This is a genomic window from Ochrobactrum teleogrylli, from assembly GCF_037482325.1.
Lineage (GTDB): Bacteria > Pseudomonadota > Alphaproteobacteria > Rhizobiales > Rhizobiaceae > Brucella > Brucella teleogrylli.
The window spans coordinates 3027331-3043780 of record NZ_JBBHKQ010000001.1 but is presented as its reverse complement, the minus strand read 5'-3'; the positions used below and the strand labels follow the sequence as shown (position 1 = coordinate 3043780).

Here is a 16450-nt window from a genome sequence, read left to right as displayed (position 1 = left end):
CCAAGGAATTTGAGAAGGAGAGAAACAGCATGAGCAAACCAAAGCCAAGGCTGTTTTCCATTCCTTCCGGAACGCCGTTTCTCCCAGCCTTCGCCAAAGCCCTGCTTGACGGCAAACTGATCGAAGGCTTTCCCGGCAATCCCGCAGATCCTCTGGCGTTAGCCAGCGCCACGATTTATGTGCCGACGCGTCGTGCAGCCCGTGCTCTGCGTTCCGTCATCGTGGATATGAATCCGGCTAAGAGTGCTATTCTGCCCGCTATCAGACCGCTTGGCGATGTGGATGAGGACGCGGCGTTTTTCAATGCCGGGGCGGCGGGCGTGTTTGACCTCAATCCGCCGATTGCAAAGGCCGAGCGGCTTCTGCTGCTGGCGCGTCTGATCCGTCCATGGCGCGAATCTCTGCCCGCCCATGTGCGAGCGCTGTTCGGCGTTGATGACGTATCGGTTCCAGCCACAACCGCCGATGCCATCTGGCTGGCCCGCGATCTGGCCGGGTTGATGGATCAGGTGGAAACCGATGGCGCGCAATGGAGCGAGCTCGCCAGCATCGCGCCGGACGATCTTGCCGACTGGTGGCGGGTGACGCTCGGTTTTCTCGATATCGTCACCAAGCTGTGGCCCGAAATTCTGGCTGAGCGCAAGCTTTCCAATCCGGCAGCGCACCGCAACGACCTGATCTGGGGGGAGGTGGCGCGCCTGCGCGATAACCCGCCTCCGGGGCCGGTCATTGTGGCCGGTTCAACGGGTTCCATTCCTGCCACCGCGGAACTGATTTCCGTCATCGCGCATCTGCCGAACGGCGCAGTCGTGCTGCCGGGGCTTGATCGCGATCTGGACGATGAGGCGTGGAAGATGCTGGGCGAGGCCGAGGACAATCCTTCGACCTTCGGACATCCGCAATATGGCCTGCACAAGTTGCTGCGTGCCATCGGGACGCTCCGCGAAGACGTCGAGCATATTGAAGACATGCCCCGCCAGAAACGGATTCTGGAGCGTGTTGTGAGCGAAGCGCTGCGCCCGGCGGAAACGACTGATGCGTGGGGTGCGCTCAGCCAGCACCCGGATATGCAACCGGACGTCCTTCAGTCTTCGGCGCATAAAATCGATCTCATTGAGGCGGCCAACGAACGCGAGGAAGCGCTGTCGGTGGCGTTGGCGCTGCGCGACGCCATCCATCAAGAAGGCAAGATCGCAGCGCTGGTGACGGCGGACCGCAATCTGGCGCGGCGTGTGGTTGGAGAACTGGCGCGGTTCGGCATTGATGCCGATGATTCCGGCGGGCGGCATTTGCGCGATGTCGAGACCTCGACGCTGCTGCGCCTGACGGTCGAAACGGTCTTCAATCCCGGTGATCCGGTGGCCTTGCTGGCGCTGGTGAAGCATCCTTTGCTGCGGCTTGAAACACCGCGCATCGACCGGCGTCTCGCTGGTGAAACGCTGGAGCTTGTCGCCTTTCGTGGTGGCACGGGACGCGCTTCCGTTATCGACCTGCCAGGCTTTTTCGACCGGCGACTGGAGGAGAGCGCCAATCAGTCCTGGCGTCCGGCATGGCATGACAGCATCACGCCGGAGATGATCGCTGCCGCCCGGGCCCTCTGTGAAAATCTGTCCCAGGCGGTGGCGCCGCTGGCACCTTTCGCGACAACAAGTCGGCGAACCAATATTGGCGAGATTGCGCGTGCGACGGCGCAAGCCGTTGAAAACATGGCGCGTGATGAAAATGGCAGCGTTGCCACTTTCTATTCCGGTGAGCGCGGGGAAAAAATTGCCTCGTTCCTGCGCGGTCTGGTGTCGAGCGAGTCGGAGCTGGATTTCGAAGCTAGCGAATGGCCCGCTATTCTGGATGCGCTGATGGCTGGCGAAACCGTCAAGCCGCATCCGGGCGGTCATCCGCGTGTCTTTGTCTGGGGTGCGCTGGAAGCGCGTCTCCAGACGGTCGATACAGTGGTGATCGGCGGTCTGAACGAAGGTAGTTGGCCCGCCAAGACGCGCAACGATCCCTTCATGTCGCGCCCGATGAAGGCGATGATCGCACTCGATCCGCCAGAGCGGCGCACCGGCCTTGCCGCGCATGATTTTCAAATGGCGCTTGGCATGGACCATGTGGTGTTGTCGCGTTCGCAGCGTTCCGATAATGCGCCGACGGTGACATCGCGCTGGTTGCAGCGACTTGAAACCGTGCTGGGTGCCGATGTGACGAAGGACATGCGCCAGCGCGGCCAGCGTTTCGTGCACTGGTCGCGGGAGATTGACCGTGCGCCGGATGTGCCTTTCGTCAAAAGACCTGAGCCTGCGCCACCGGTCGCAGCGCGGCCCAAGCATTTTTCGGTCACGGAAGTGGAAACGCTGCGCCGCGACCCTTACGCGATCTTCGCCAAGCGCATTCTCAAGCTGCGTCCGCTGGAGCCGTTGATCCGTGATCCGGCAGCGGCGGAACGCGGTACGCTGTTCCATGACATTCTCGGACATTTCACGCAGGAAAATATCGACCCGCTGGCACCGGATGCTGCCGAGCGCCTGACGGAACTGGGGCGCATCCTGTTTGCAGATATGGATTTGCCGACCGAAATCGAAGCCGTCTGGTGGCCGCGTTTCACGGCGCTGATCCCGCAGTTTCTGGAATGGGAGCGGGAGCGCGCTTACAATGTGCAGACGCGGTTTGCGGAAATCGCCTCTGACAAGCGCGACATCGAAAGTCTTGGCATCACGCTTTCGGGCCGTGCCGACCGTATCGATCTGATGCGCGACGGGACCGCCGAAATCATCGATTATAAAACCGGCTCCACGCCGTCGCCGCGTCAGGCGCATGTTCTGCTGTCGCCGCAGCTGGCGCTGGAGGCGGCTCTTCTGGTGCGGGGCGCGTTCCGGGAGGTTGGCTCGGTTCGGGCGTCCGATCTCACCTATGTGCGGCTTCGCGCCGGGGGAGAGGTGAAGCCAGAATCCATTCTGAAGATCAGCCGACCGCCATCGGAAAAGACCGCTCCCGCTTTGGGTGAGGAGGCATGGCAGCGCCTTGCCCAGCTTTTGGCTGAATATCAGAAGCCGGATAAGGGTTATCTTTCGCGCGCGCTGCCATTCCGCGAAACCGATCTTACGGGCGACTATGACCACCTCGCGCGCGTGCTGGAATGGTCCGCTGGCGGCGATGCCGGTGGGGAGGGCGGCGAATGAAGAAGAAACTCTATATTCCGCCGGAAACCATCGATGCGCAGACGCGGGCAGCCGATCCCGCCGCCTCGGTTTGGGTGTCGGCCAATGCCGGTTCCGGCAAGACGCATGTTCTGACCGAGCGCGTTATCCGCCTTTTGCTCGAAGGGACCGATCCGTCGAAAATTCTCTGCCTTACCTATACCAAGGCGGCGGCTGCGGTGATGCAGAACCGCGTCTTTGCGCGTCTGTCGGAATGGGCGGTGCTGCCGGACAGTGAACTGGCCGAGCGGTTGAAATCGCTTGAAGGCCGCAGACCGGGCGCATCTCGCCTTGCGGTGGCACGGCGGCTTTTCGCCCGCGCACTGGAAACACCGGGCGGGTTGAAAATCCAGACCATCCATGCGTTTTGCGAAGCCATCCTGCATCAGTTTCCACTTGAGGCAAACATCGCCGGTCACTTCGAGATGATGGACGATCTGATGCAGGTCGCGCTTGTGGGTGAAGCACGGCGTCAGCTACTCGAAATGGCGCATGGTGGTGGCGATGCGAATATCGCAGCCGCCTTTGCCGATGTGTTGCAGGCATCGGGCGAAATAGGGCTGCAATCGCTTCTGGACGAGGCGGTGAACCGGCGTAACGGCTTGCAGCGCTATATCGCGGAATTGGGCGTTGCCGAAACGCGCGCCGAGACCTTGCATCGCGCCTTCGGTTTCGATCGGGATGAGCGCGAAAGCGATATTCTGGCGGAGCTCTGGCCGGTTCCTGAATTCTCCGATGACGCGCTTGATCTCATTCTTTCGATCCAGAAGGGTGCTGCGCGCGCGCATGATTTTGCGCTGCAATTGAAGCGTTACGACAAGGTGAGCGTCACCCGTGACCGCGAAGCCGTGCTGCGCGCTGCGTTTCTGAAAAGCACTGGCGAGCCGAAATCCGGGTCCTATGTCGGCTCGGCGGCGGTGAAGAAACTGCTGCCGGATTTCGAGGAAGCCTTCGATGCAGCCGCTTCCCGTGTTGAAATGGGCCTCGACCGGCTGAAGGAATTGCGCCTCGTGCGGCTCAATCTGGCCGCGCTGACGCTGATCGACGATCTTCTGCAACGCTATCATGATCTGAAGCGTAAGCGCGGTCTGCTCGATTTCGAGGACCTGATCACCCGCACCGTGGCGCTGCTTGCCCGCGACGGGGCAGGGCAGTGGGTGCAGTACAAGCTCGATCGCGGCATTGATCATATCCTCGTTGATGAAGCGCAGGACACCAGCCCCGACCAGTGGCAGGTTATCCGCATGTTGTCGGAGGAGTTCTTCTCCGGTCTCGGCCAGCGCAATTTGCAGCGCACGCTGTTTGCAGTGGGTGACGAAAAACAGTCGATCTATTCGTTCCAGGGGGCTGTGCCGGAAGATTTTGCCGCGCAGGGCCGTTCCGTCAGTCTTCGCGCAGGCGATGCCGAATTGAAGTTCGAGCGCGTCAGCCTCAACTTCTCCTTCCGCTCGGCACCGGATGTGTTGCAGGCGGTGGATGAAGTGTTTGCGAGGCCGGAAGCCAATCGCGGGCTTGCCGGTGCCACGGTTCACGATGCCATTCGCGCCGACGCGCCGGGCGAGGTGGAAATCTGGGATATGCTGACGCCCGAAGCGGTGGAAGAGCCGGATGACTGGCGCGTGCCGGTCGATCATCTGGCCGCGCCCGCCGTGCGGCTGGCTGAACAGATCGCCGCCACCATCCGCTACTGGCTGGACAGGGGCGAACCCATTCCCGGTCAAAACCGCCGCATTGCACCGCGCGATATCATGGTGCTGGTGCGCAAGCGTGATCAGTTCATGCCTGCCTTGTCGCGGGCGTTGAAGAATCTGGGCGTGCCGGTGGCGGGCGCGGATCGCCTGCGCCTCACCAGCCATATCGCCATTCAGGATCTGATGGCGCTTGGACGCTTCGTGCTGCAACCCTCCGACGATCTTTCGCTGGCTTCGCTTCTCAAAAGCCCGCTCTTCGGCTGGGACGATGACCGGCTGTTTGCACTGGCGCATCCGCGCGGGGCCGGTTCGACCTTGTTCGAACATCTCTACCGCGCCTCACGTGACGACGAGGCGCTTGCCGCCATCCACAAAACCTTGAGCCGTTGGCGCGGCATCGCCGACACCATGCCGGTTTTCGAGTTCTATGCCCGTATTCTGAGTGCTGACGGCGCGCGGCGGAAACTTCTGGCGCGACTTGGGCCGGAAGCGGGCGACATTATCGATGAGTTTCAGAACTACGCGCTCTCTGCCGAGCGGGCCGGTCTGCCCGGTTTGCAGGCTTTCCTCGAAACGCTGGATGCCGCCTCGCCGGAAATCAAGCGTGAGCTGGATCAGGGCCGCAACGAAGTGCGCCTCATGACCGTCCATGCGGCGAAGGGCCTTGAAGGCGCCGTCGTGTTTCTGGTCGATCCCGGCAGTGCCGTCTGGACCGGGAGCCGTGCGCCCAAGCTGATCCCCTATGATCTGGCGCATGACGGACCGCCGGTGAAAGGCTATCTGTGGCAGCCGAACGGGTCATGGCAGACCGCGTTTACTGCTGCTCGTATCGAAGAGCTGAAGGCCCGCGCCGAGGAAGAATACCGCCGCCTGCTTTATGTCGGCATGACGCGCGCCGAGGATCGCCTGATTATCTGCGGCTATCGCGGCACACGCGAGAGCGGAGAAACCTGGCACCGGCTGGCCGAGGACGCGCTTGCCATCAAATCGGAGACCTTTGTGCACCCCGTGCAGGGTGTCGCCGCACGACGCTATCGCAATACGCCACGCGGATTAACGGAGATTATCGAGCCGGATCAGGCGGAGGCGACGCCCTTGCCCGGTTTGCCGCCGGAATATCTGCTTCCGGTCAAGCCCGAGGCGGGGCTCCCGCGCCCGCTGGCACCATCGGGCGCGTCGGCGCTGATTGAGGCGGATGAAGAGCCGCCGCTTGATGCAAGCTCCCCTGTGCTCGGGGATATCGTCAGCGACGGCACGCCCGGCTTTGCCCTGCGGCGCGGCACGGCGATCCACATGCTGCTGCAATATCTGCCGGAAGTGCCGGAGAGCGAGCGAGAGAAGCTGGCGGAAGATTATCTGGCCCGTATAGCGGGCGACTGGCCGGAGGCCGAGCGTCACAACGCCGTTTCGAGCGTGAAAGCTATATTGACCGATCCGCAATTCGCACCGGTTTTCGCTTCCGGTTCGCGCGGTGAAGTCGCAATCATGGGCACGATCAATCTTGGCGGGCGCGATCATGCCGTGTCCGGTCAGGTCGATCGCATCAGCGTGGACGAGACCCGCGTTCTCGTTGTCGACTACAAGACCAACCGACCGCCGCCCAAGACCGTCGAGGCGGTGCCTTTCGCTTATCGCGCACAGCTTGCGCTCTATAAGGCACTGCTGGAGCCGCTTTATCCGGGGCGGGTTGTGGAAACGGCCTTGCTCTTTACCGAGGGGCCGTTCCTGCTGCCGCTGTCCGATGCTGTGCTTGATGAAGCCATGCAGGCGCTGAGAGACTCTCAAGGAAAGGTGAGTAACTAGAACTTGACGGATGGCAGCAGACACGCCACATGATATAGCGAAGAAAGAGCGGATTGCGTGTGAGTCTGTGAAGATGTCTGCCGTTCTTAACCATATAGAGGATAGCCCTATGGCAACCGTTAAGGTCGATAACAGCAATTTTCAGTCGGACGTTCTTCAGTCGAACGAGCCGGTCGTGGTGGATTTCTGGGCAGAATGGTGCGGTCCATGCAAGATGATCGCTCCGGCGCTCGACGAGATCGCCGCCGAAATGGCCGGTCAGGTCAAAATCGCCAAGGTCAACATCGACGAGAATCCGGAACTCGCAGCCCAGTTCGGCGTGCGTTCGATTCCGACGCTCCTGATGTTCAAGGACGGTGAACTTGCTGCCAATATGGTTGGCGCTGCTCCGAAGAGCCGCCTTGCCGACTGGATCAAGGCTTCTGCTGCTTAAGTAGAAATTATAGCAAGCAATAAAAAACCCGGCCTTGAGCCGGGTTTTTCTTTGTTCGAAGAACAGCGTTGTGCTTACTTCGACTTGTGCTGGGTGTCGTTATGGTCTTTATCGCCCGACCGGCATTCTTCATGCGTACCGGGAAGATAATATTTCCCGTCGGCAGCAGCTTTGGTGCCGGTGGGACAAACGGGCATTACAGCCTTGGTGTCCGTTTCCTTGGCGCCAGTTTCTTTTGCAATACTGGCAGCAAAGGACGGAGCAGCCGAAAGACCCATAAAAAGAATTGTAGAAATAATAAGAGTATTACGCATTTATATATCCATTCTTAAAATTACGACAATTCATTCTTGGATATAAATAAAGGCGGAATAATGACTAATAAAATAACTCATAATAGTGTAATTTTATTAGGATGGTGGTGTGTTGTTCTCTCCTAATACTTCGCCCGCCAGATATAGCGATCCGCCGATCAGGATACGCGGCGGAATTTCATCGGCTGGCCAGGTGTCGTGCAGAAGTTTCAGCGCATTGGCGACCGAGTGAACCGGTTCGGCTGACAATCCGGCCTTCTGGGCGGCGACAGCCAGCGCATCATTGGGTATACCCGCATCGCTGGATGGGATCGGCACGGTGAACACATGACGCGCCATGCCCGCAAAGGCCTCAAAATAGCCGACGGGGTCCTTGGTGTTGATCATGCCGGTAATCAGGAACAGCGGACGCGCATTGCGTTCTTCAAGGTCGCCGAAGGCTTCTGCGATCACCGCGCCTGCGCCCGGATTATGTCCGCCGTCGAGCCAGATTTCCGAGGTTGGCGGTGCGAGATCGACAAGCGCCCCATGCGTCAGACGCTGCATGCGCGCCGGCCAGTCCACCACCATCAGCGCCTTTTCGACGGCCTTGTCGGGGATGTTGAAGCCCGCAAGCTGCACTGTTTCGATGGCAGCGGCAGCATTGGCAATCTGGTGACGACCGGGCAGGCGCGGCAGCGGCAGATCGATCAGCCCATCCTCGTTCTGGAAGATCATGCGGCCATGTTCTTCGAAGGCGAGGAAATCCTGACCATAGACCGAAACCGGACAACCGAGCCGGTCCGCGGTGGAAACAAGCACCTCGCGCGCCGCATCGAAAGGCTGAAAGCCGACGACGACCGGGCAATCCTTCTTGATGATCCCCGCCTTTTCGGCGGCGATCAGTTCCACACGGTCACCGAGATATGCCTGATGGTCAATGGAAACCGGCATGATCAGCGATACGGCAGGTTCGGGAATGACATTGGTGGCGTCGAAGCGTCCGCCCAGCCCGACTTCCATGATGACGACATCGGCTGGATGCTCGGCAAACAACACGAAGGCCACGGCGGTGAGGATTTCAAAGACGGTGATGTGCTGGCCGCCATTGGCGGCCGCGACGCGCTCGATGGCCTCGGCCAGAACGTCGTCCTCAACCAGCTGGCCACCACCCGGCGCAGCCAGACGATAACGCTCGTGCCAGTTGACCAGATGTGGGGAAGTGTGGACGTGGACGTCAAAGCCGCCAGCTTCCAGAATGGCGCGGCAGAAGGCAGTCGCTGATCCCTTGCCATTGGTTCCGGCAATATGGATCACGGGCGGCAATTTGAGATGCGGATTGCCGAGCTTCTCCAACAGACCACGAATGCGGTCCAGGGAGAGGTCAAATCCTTTCGGATGCAGTTGCATCAGCCGCTCGATAGCGGCAGCCGCCTTGCCTGCCACGATCTGGCTGCCCATATCAGGCCGCCTTGCTGCCAGTGTTGCTATCGGCGTCTGGTTTTGGCGCTACAGGACTGTCGGTGTTGGCCGGCTGCTTGGTCATCATCTTCAGGAGACGTGCAATCGTTTCCTTCAGTTCGGTGCGGGGAACAACCATGTCCACCATGCCGTGTTCCATCAGATATTCAGCACTCTGGAAACCTTCCGGCAGTTTTTCGCGGATGGTCTGTTCGATCACGCGCGGACCGGCAAAGCCGATCAGCGCGCCCGGCTCAGCAATATGAATGTCGCCCAGCATGGCGTAGGAAGCGGTCACGCCGCCCGTGGTCGGGTTGGTAAGCACGACGATGTAAGGCAGGCCTGCCTCTTTCAGCATTTCCACGGCAACGGTGGTGCGCGGGAGCTGCATCAGCGAGAGAATGCCTTCCTGCATGCGCGCGCCGCCCGATGCTGCGAACAGAACCAGCGGGCGCTTCAGCTCGATGGCTTTTTCAAAGCCCTGAATGATCGCCTCACCGGCACCCATGCCGAGCGAACCGCCCATGAAGCCGAAATCCTGCACGGTGGCGACGATCGGCAGACCTTCAATGGTGCCAAGGCCGTTGACGATGGCGTCATCCATGCCGGTGCGGGTGCGGTAATCCTTGAGACGGTCGATATATTTCTTCTCGTCGCGGAATTTCAGCGGATCGACCGGCACTTTCGGCGCGTCGAGCGTGGTATATTCGCCATTGTCGAAGAAGAAGCGCAGGCGGTCCTTCGCCTTGATGCGCATGTGATGGCCCGAAGACGGGATCACGAACTGATTGCTCTCCAGATCCTTGTGGAACACCATCTCGCCGGTGGACGGATCCTTGATCCAGAGGTTTTCCGGCATTTCGCGACGACCAAGCATCGAATTGATCTTCGGACGAACGTAGTTGGTGATCCAGTTCATGACGTTTGGTTCCGTTTCTTGTTCTTCGACGGCAAGCACTTCCGACAGAAAGTGCGGGCGCTTTTGCGCCCGCTTATGCGGAAAAGCAACTCTACCCGCTTAAATGGACGATTTATTGGGCGGCTTCAAGGCGTGTCGTGCGAACGCTTTGCGCCAGTGCACCGACAAGTTTGCTCACAGCGGCCACAGGATCGCCCTTAAGCGCGCCTTCCGGCGTCAGTTCACCAGCCACCGCATTGACGATTGCCGTGCCGACGACGACGCCATCCGCATGGGCGGCAATGGCGGCAGCCTGTTCCGGCGTTTTGACGCCAAAGCCGACGCAGATCGGCAAATCGGTGCTCTTCTTGATGTGACGCACCGCGTCGCCGACGCGGGCCGTATCGGCAATGGCCGAGCCGGTGATACCGTTCATCGAGACATAATAGACGAAGCCCGACGAATTATGCAGAACCTTCGGCAGACGCTTGTCGTCGGTGGTCGGTGTGGTCAGGCGAATGAAATTGATGCCCGCCTTCATGGCCGGGACGCAAAGTTCCGCATCCATTTCCGACGGCAGATCGACAATGATCAGGCCATCAACGCCGGAAGCCTTGGCATCGGTCAGGAAGCGCTCGACGCCATAGATATAGATCGGATTGTAATAGCCCATCAGCACGATCGGGGTCGTGTCGTCTTCCTTGCGGAATTCGGCGGCCATATAAAGCGTCTTGGAAAGCGACTGCCCGGCTTTCAGCGCGCGCAGACCGGCAGCTTCGATGGCCGGGCCGTCCGCCATCGGATCGGAGAAAGCCATGCCAAGCTCGATCACATCGGCACCGGCCTTCGGCAGCGCCTTCATGACCTTGAGCGAGGTTTCGAGGTCGGGATCGCCGCCCATGAAATAGGTGACCAGCGCCGGACGGCCCTCGGTCTTCAATGCGGCGAATTTGGTGTCGATGCGAGTGGTCATACCGTGCCCCGTGGCAAAGTGCGCGCAAGATAATCGGCGATGGGTTTGCCGGACATGGCCGTCTCCATCCAAGCGCGCCGTTCAAAGTCAATAATTCCGAGTTCCCAGACGCAGGCCATCAGCAAGGGCTGTGCGGGCATGAATTCGATCTCGTCGCCGAGTTCGGACTGCCACAGCATTTCCGTTGCAATGCCGCCTTCCAGCCACCAGTGAAGCAGAAGCCAGAGGCTTTCCTCACCCTGATGGAGAATGGCGAAACCAGCGTCCAGATGCGGCAGGGCTTCAAGCCTTGCCGCAGCATTTGCGATCTGCCGGCGGGCAATGCCCACCGCAGCTTCGGCAAGCGGATTGGAAGGGTCCGCTTCGATGATGTTGAGCTTGATCGTCGCCGGGCCGCATTCCGTCAGCCCGTCGAACCATGCGGCGCGCGGTCTGTAGGTGGAAGCGTCAGCGGCGTCTTTGCCCATTCTGTCCTCAGATATCCATGCCGAGAAGCTTGCCGACCGTGTGAACGTCCTTATCGCCACGGCCAGACAGGTTGACGATCATGATCTGGTCCTTGCCCATGGTTGGCGCCATCTTGACGGCCTGCGCAATGGCATGGGCGGATTCGAGCGCCGGAATGATGCCTTCGACGCGGGTTGCAAGCTGGAAGGCATCCAGTGCTTCCTGATCGAGGATCGGCACATAATCGACGCGACCCGTATCCTTGAGCCAGGAATGTTCCGGGCCGACGCCCGGATAGTCGAGACCGGCGGAAACCGAATGGCCTTCGAGGATCTGGCCATCTTCGTTCTGGAGCAGATAGGTGCGGTTGCCGTGCAGAACGCCGGGACGGCCCGCGCTCATCGACGCGCAATGCTCGTCACCGTCCAGACCGTGACCGCCTGCCTCGACGCCGACGATCTTGACCGATGCGTCATCGAGGAAAGGATGGAAAAGGCCGATAGCGTTGGAACCGCCGCCGACAGCCGCGATGATGACATCCGGCAGACGGCCTTCCTGTTCGAGAATCTGCTGGCGCGCTTCCGTGCCGATGACCGACTGGAAGTCGCGAACCAGTTCCGGATAAGGATGCGGACCGGCAGCTGTGCCGATCAGGTAATAGGTGTCTTCAACATTCGTGACCCAGTCGCGAAGCGCTTCGTTCATCGCGTCCTTGAGCGTGCCGTTGCCAGCCGTAACCGGCTTCACTTCGGCGCCCAGCAGCTTCATGCGGAACACATTCGGCTTTTGACGTTCAACGTCCGTCGCGCCCATATAGACCACGCAAGGCAGGCCGAAACGTGCAGCGACGGTTGCCGATGCCACACCATGCTGGCCAGCACCGGTTTCGGCGATGATGCGCGTCTTGCCCATGCGCTTGGCGAGCAGAATCTGACCGAGGCAGTTGTTGATTTTGTGGCTGCCGGTGTGGTTCAGGTCTTCGCGCTTGAAGTAGATTTTTGCACCGCCCAGATGCTTGGTCAGCCCTTCGGCATAATACAGCTTCGACGGGCGACCGGCATAATAGGTCGAAAGGGCGGAAAGCTCGGCCTTGAATTCAGGATCGTTCTTGGCCGTTTCATAGGCCTCCTGCAATTCGAGGATCAGCGGCATCAGCGTCTCGGCGACGAAACGTCCGCCGAAAATACCGAACATGCCCTCTTCGTCCGGGCCTGTCTTGTAGGAATTGGGTTCAACCGGCTTGTTCAACGCTTCAGCTCCGTCATGTTCAGGCGCGTTTTGCGGATGGTGACACATCCGCATCGGCGACAGCCTGGAAAAAATCTTCAATGAGACGCACGCCCTTAACGCCGGGTGCGCGCTCGACGCCGGACGATATGTCGATGCCCGGCGCGTGCGTCTCGTGCAGCGCCTCGGCAATATTGCCAGCGTTCAATCCACCGGAAAGCATGTAATCGACATCCGCGTCAAGCGCATCGAGCAGGCCCCAGTCGAAGGAAACCCCGTTGCCGCCCGGCAATTCCGATCCCTCCGGCGGCTTGGCGTCGAACAGGAAGCGGTCGGCAATGCCCTTATAGGGCGCGATGGCGGCCAGATCGTCGGCGCTGCGGATCGCAAAGGCTTTCATGACCGGCAGGCCGTAGCGTTCCTTCACAAAGCGCACGCGCTCAGGCGTTTCATGGCCATGCAATTGCAGAATATCCGGTTTTACGGCGCTGACGATTTCATCCAGCGTCGCATCGTCGGCATCGACCGTCACGGCAACAGCTTTAGCGCGGCCAAGCGCGGCAGGGCGCAAAACGGCTGCGGCGTCCGGCGTGATATTGCGCGGGCTTTTGGGAAAAAAGATAAAGCCGATATGCGTCGCACCGCCGTTGAGAGCGGCAGCGACTGTATCAGGCGTTTTCAGCCCGCATATCTTGATATCCAAAGCCATGGTTTCCCGTCGCACAAAACGGTGCGCTTCTCAAGCAGTTCGCAGATATTCGCAGCTATTCTCTCACGGTGTGTCCGTCAAAACCGCGTGCGATCAGAAAATCATACGCTTCCATGACCTCCATGGGAACCGCCTGCGCAATCTGGTAGCCTTTGGCGGGATAGTCCAGAATGCGCTCCAGATCGCCGGTCATCTCGTTGATGAGCATCTCCACCGGATAGGAAGGCGTCGGCTGTTCTTCAAAGGAAAGGAGCGGCGCCGTCACGCTTGCCTTTGCTTCCGGCCATTGCCGGGCGACGGTGGCATGCACGCGGCGCTGGGTCTGCGGCTTGGTGACGAAAATCGGGCTGATCACGCCGGGCAACATTTTTTCCAGCGAGAAGCGGATATTCTCGCCGATATTGGTGGCGTTGGGCTCGATGGTGATTGCCTCTTCCGGCACTCCGCGCCGGATCGCCACTTCGGCAAAGGCTTCCGCTTCGCTGGCAGGATAGAGATTTTCGGTCCAGTGACCGCTTTTGCCGGTGAAGATCACCAGCGGCGCCATGCCTTCAAGATAAAGATCGGCAGCGCGTTCGGCGACGCGCAGATCATAGCTGCCAAGGCCGATGATGACATCGGATGCCGGAATGGGATCGTAAATGCAGTGGTAGTCCCACAGCACCTTGGCGGCGGTCAGTATCGATCGGTTCATGTAAAGTCTATAGCCTGTAATGCGCTGCCATTTCGCTTCAGCCACGCCTTGCAGCGTTCCGTATCGGGGCAAAGCTCTTGACAGAGTTTCCAGAATTGCGGCCCATGATTCATCTCGATCAGATGCGCGACTTCATGCGCGACGAGATAGTTGATGACGGCCGGTGGCGCCATGCCGATCCGCCATGAAAAGGAAAGAACGCCATCGGAGGTGCACGACCCCCAGCGGCTCTTGGTGTCCTTGAAGCGGACGGCCTTGGCCTTGCGACCGACGCTTGCCGTGTGGCGGATGACGAGCGCCTCTATATCGCGCTTCACCTGCCCTTTGAGATAGTCTGCCAGACGGCGTGGCAGATGGGCGGGGTCGCCGTGAACCAGCAGCACATTGCCTTCAAGGAGGTCGACCGTGCCGCGTCCGGGCCGATGTGTAATCAGATGCGGCACGCCGCGGATCGGAATTTTCACGCCGGGGCGAACACCCGGCTGATCCGGCAGTTTGGTGATGCGGCTTTCGATCCAGCCCTGATGGCGCTTGAGAAAACTCTGCACTTCGCGCTCGGGCAGTCCGGGCGGAACAGTGATGCGCAGGCCTTTTCCGCCAGCTTCGATGCGCAGCGTCAGCCGTTTGGCGCGCGGGTTTTCGAAGACACGCAATGACAGCTCGCGACCGGCCACCGCATGGATGCGTTCGCTCCGGACAGTTGCCGTATTGGCAGATGCCCTGTTGCCGCTGATTTGCCGAAGGAAGGATAAGCCCATCGCGCAAGAATAAGCGATTCGTGCGAAAAGCCAGACAAAAAAGCTGTTTTAAGCAAAACGGCGCGGAAAACCCGCGCCGTTTCAATAGTTTTCAAGCTGTTATCCGCGATCAAAGATCGGTGATGTCATTCTTGTTGCCCTTTGCTGGCGTCTTCTTGGCGGCAGCGCGACGCTCAGCCATGAAGCGGTCGAACTCTTCCTTGTCGCGTGCGCGGCGAAGCTCTGCGGCATAGGATTCGAATTCGGCGCGGGCTTCGTCAAGCTTGCGGCGCTCTTCGGCAAGGCGGTTCAGTTCTTCGCGACGCCAGTCGTCGAAGGCTGCGTTGCCAGTTGCGCTGCCGAAGTTGAAGCTCTCGCTTTTGCGGCAGTTGCGGAAAGAACCGAACATGGAATCGGTCTTCTCGTTGACGCCGCGCTTGAACCCTTCGAGGCGGTCGCCCCAAAGAATATAGGCGAGCATGGCAAGGCCAAGCGGCCAGAAGAGAAAGAAGCCGAGCACCATCAGCGCAATCGTGGCTGGCGTCCATGCCGGTCGTATCAATGCGGAATTGGTCATGGTCTGCTCCATAAAATCAGGCCTGCCAGGTCCACATCATGCGGACATTTCGTGTTTGGCGGCTTGATTTCGAATTGGTGAGGGGATTGCGGCATTTCAAGCATGTCGCAATCCGATTCCAGTGCGATTCAGAGGGAGTCAGAGCTAACCAATGTGATTATCTCGAAATTTTTTTCCGAAAATGTTCGAGAAAAGTAACGGCAAGCCCGGCTATCAGGGCCCAGAAGGCCGAACCGACCCCGAAGAATGCCATGCCGGAGGCCGTCACAGCGAAAGTGATCGTGGCGGCAAGGCGCTCCGGTTCGTCCTTCAAGGAAAGCGACATGGCGTTGATGAACGGGCCGGTCAGGGCAAGACCGGCGACCAGCGCGATCAGCGTTGTCGGCAGCACGGCGAAGATCGCAACCAGCGATGCGCCGAACAAAGCGAACACAACATAGATTGCCGCATAGACCGGCCCGGTCAGCCAGCGCTTGGTGGGATCGGGATGGGCATCGGGATTGGTGCAAAGTGCTGCCGAAATCGCCGCCAGATTGGTGGTGGATGCACCGAACGGTGCCGACAGTATGGAGAACAGACCCGTCACGCGCAGGCAGGCGCTGGTCGGCGGTTCATAGCCGGATGCGCGCAGCACCGCAAAACCGGGCAGGTTCTGCGACGCCATGGTGACGAGATAGAGCGGCAAGGCGAGGCCGATCATCGCGCCCAAATGAAATTCCGGCCAGACGAGGGTGAGCGTCGAGATTTCCGGTGCGGGCAGGGTTGGCGAGCGGCCTGAGACAAGCGCGAAGATCATCCCTACCACCAGAACGGCGATGACTGCCAGCGACGGGTTGAAGAGGCGGATCAGGAAGAACAGCGCTACCAGCGGCAGCACGAAAACGGGATCGAAGGGAACAGTCTTGGCGGCGGCGATGACGAAGCTGAGCAGTACGCCCGCAAGCATGCCCGAGGCGACGGAGGCCGGTATGCGCGAGACCAGCACCGAAAGCTGGCGGATCAGTCCGGTCGCGATCAGCGCAATCGCCGTCACGATGAAGGCGCCGACGGCTTCCGCCATGGTGAAACCGGCGCTTGCGCCGATCAACGCCAGTCCGGGCGTCGACCATGCCGCGATGATCGGCATGCGATAGCGCGTGCTGAGCCAGGCTGAGGTGGCGGCGATGGAAAGACAAATGGCCGTGACCCAGCTCGCTGTTTCGGCCTGTGTGGCGCCCAGAACCTGTGCGGCGGCGATGATCAGCGCCAGCGTGCCCCCGAAGCCAACAATGGCCGCAACCGCCGATGACGCGATGACCGAAAAGCGCATGATGATG

The 16450-nt window shown here is 60.1% G+C and carries 14 protein-coding genes; 3 read left to right on the top strand and 11 right to left on the bottom strand.

Going from position 1 to position 16450, the window contains the following annotated elements:
* Window positions 1-29 precede the first annotated feature (29 nt).
* From addB to trxA, 3 genes are all read left to right on the top strand, one after another.
* Window positions 30-3173: a double-strand break repair protein AddB gene (gene addB / locus WIX40_RS14195; RefSeq protein WP_339440323.1), complete on the top strand. Its 3144-nt coding sequence runs from the start codon at window positions 30-32 to the stop codon at window positions 3171-3173.
* Entirely contained in the window at window positions 3170-6685 is a 3516-nt protein-coding gene (addA, locus tag WIX40_RS14190; protein ID WP_339440321.1) for a double-strand break repair helicase AddA, read from the top strand. The genes addB and addA overlap by 4 nt, the downstream gene beginning before the upstream one ends.
* Before the next feature lie 109 nt (window positions 6686-6794).
* On the top strand, window positions 6795-7118 hold the full coding sequence (gene trxA, locus WIX40_RS14185) for a thioredoxin (RefSeq protein WP_078337659.1): 324 nt from the start codon (window positions 6795-6797) through the stop codon (window positions 7116-7118).
* A gap of 74 nt (window positions 7119-7192) precedes the next feature.
* Here trxA and WIX40_RS14180 read toward each other — a convergent pair whose 3' ends face one another.
* From WIX40_RS14180 to WIX40_RS14130, 11 genes are all read right to left on the bottom strand, one after another.
* Window positions 7193-7432, bottom strand: coding sequence for a hypothetical protein (locus WIX40_RS14180; protein WP_140026064.1), 240 nt, complete (start codon window positions 7430-7432; stop codon window positions 7193-7195).
* Between the two features lie 96 nt (window positions 7433-7528).
* Complete coding sequence (locus tag WIX40_RS14175; RefSeq protein WP_180918063.1) at window positions 7529-8821, bottom strand: bifunctional folylpolyglutamate synthase/dihydrofolate synthase; 1293 nt, start codon at window positions 8819-8821, stop codon at window positions 7529-7531.
* Window positions 8822-8873: 52 nt separating this feature from the next.
* Window positions 8874-9791, bottom strand: coding sequence for an acetyl-CoA carboxylase, carboxyltransferase subunit beta (gene accD / locus WIX40_RS14170; RefSeq protein ID WP_339440317.1), 918 nt, complete (start codon window positions 9789-9791; stop codon window positions 8874-8876).
* A gap of 112 nt (window positions 9792-9903) precedes the next feature.
* Window positions 9904-10743: a tryptophan synthase subunit alpha gene (trpA, locus tag WIX40_RS14165; RefSeq protein WP_140026066.1), complete on the bottom strand. Its 840-nt coding sequence runs from the start codon at window positions 10741-10743 to the stop codon at window positions 9904-9906.
* Window positions 10740-11210 carry a hypothetical protein gene (locus tag WIX40_RS14160; protein WP_109370056.1) on the bottom strand — a complete coding sequence of 157 codons (471 nt, stop codon included), beginning with the start codon at window positions 11208-11210 and terminating at the stop codon, window positions 10740-10742. The genes trpA and WIX40_RS14160 overlap by 4 nt, the downstream gene beginning before the upstream one ends.
* 7 nt (window positions 11211-11217) lie before the next feature.
* Entirely contained in the window at window positions 11218-12438 is a 1221-nt protein-coding gene (trpB, locus tag WIX40_RS14155) for a tryptophan synthase subunit beta (RefSeq protein ID WP_121537430.1), read from the bottom strand.
* Window positions 12439-12457: 19 nt separating this feature from the next.
* Complete coding sequence (locus WIX40_RS14150) at window positions 12458-13126, bottom strand: phosphoribosylanthranilate isomerase (RefSeq protein ID WP_121536934.1); 669 nt, start codon at window positions 13124-13126, stop codon at window positions 12458-12460.
* A 55-nt stretch (window positions 13127-13181) separates the two neighbouring features.
* A complete protein-coding gene (locus tag WIX40_RS14145) occupies window positions 13182-13820 on the bottom strand; it encodes a YdcF family protein (RefSeq protein WP_121536936.1) in 639 nt (212 codons plus the stop codon).
* Window positions 13817-14578 carry a M48 family metallopeptidase gene (locus WIX40_RS14140; RefSeq protein WP_109370059.1) on the bottom strand — a complete coding sequence of 254 codons (762 nt, stop codon included), beginning with the start codon at window positions 14576-14578 and terminating at the stop codon, window positions 13817-13819. The genes WIX40_RS14145 and WIX40_RS14140 overlap by 4 nt, the downstream gene beginning before the upstream one ends.
* 109 nt (window positions 14579-14687) lie before the next feature.
* Window positions 14688-15134: a DUF2852 domain-containing protein gene (locus tag WIX40_RS14135; protein WP_109370060.1), complete on the bottom strand. Its 447-nt coding sequence runs from the start codon at window positions 15132-15134 to the stop codon at window positions 14688-14690.
* Window positions 15135-15291: 157 nt separating this feature from the next.
* Window positions 15292-16443, bottom strand: a complete 1152-nt coding sequence (locus WIX40_RS14130; protein ID WP_121536938.1) for a benzoate/H(+) symporter BenE family transporter — start codon at window positions 16441-16443, stop codon at window positions 15292-15294.
* Between the last annotated feature and the right edge of the window lie 7 nt (window positions 16444-16450).

Bases quoted from the DNA above. Each gene is read 5' to 3' on its own strand.
- addB (WP_339440323.1), top strand. From the start codon at position 30: ATGAGCAAACCAAAGCCAAGGCTGTTTTCCATTCCTTCCGGAACGCCG.
- addA (WP_339440321.1), top strand. From the start codon at position 3,170: ATGAAGAAGAAACTCTATATTCCGCCGGAAACCATCGATGCGCAGACG.
- trxA (WP_078337659.1), top strand. From the start codon at position 6,795: ATGGCAACCGTTAAGGTCGATAACAGCAATTTTCAGTCGGACGTTCTT.
- WIX40_RS14180 (WP_140026064.1), bottom strand. From the start codon at position 7,432: ATGCGTAATACTCTTATTATTTCTACAATTCTTTTTATGGGTCTTTCG.
- WIX40_RS14175 (WP_180918063.1), bottom strand. From the start codon at position 8,821: ATGCAACTGCATCCGAAAGGATTTGACCTCTCCCTGGACCGCATTCGT.
- accD (WP_339440317.1), bottom strand. From the start codon at position 9,791: ATGAACTGGATCACCAACTACGTTCGTCCGAAGATCAATTCGATGCTT.
- trpA (WP_140026066.1), bottom strand. From the start codon at position 10,743: ATGACCACTCGCATCGACACCAAATTCGCCGCATTGAAGACCGAGGGC.
- WIX40_RS14160 (WP_109370056.1), bottom strand. From the start codon at position 11,210: ATGGGCAAAGACGCCGCTGACGCTTCCACCTACAGACCGCGCGCCGCA.
- WIX40_RS14150 (WP_121536934.1), bottom strand. From the start codon at position 13,126: ATGGCTTTGGATATCAAGATATGCGGGCTGAAAACGCCTGATACAGTC.
- WIX40_RS14145 (WP_121536936.1), bottom strand. From the start codon at position 13,820: ATGAACCGATCGATACTGACCGCCGCCAAGGTGCTGTGGGACTACCAC.
- WIX40_RS14140 (WP_109370059.1), bottom strand. From the start codon at position 14,578: ATGGGCTTATCCTTCCTTCGGCAAATCAGCGGCAACAGGGCATCTGCC.
- WIX40_RS14135 (WP_109370060.1), bottom strand. From the start codon at position 15,134: ATGACCAATTCCGCATTGATACGACCGGCATGGACGCCAGCCACGATT.
- WIX40_RS14130 (WP_121536938.1), bottom strand. From the start codon at position 16,443: ATGCGCTTTTCGGTCATCGCGTCATCGGCGGTTGCGGCCATTGTTGGC.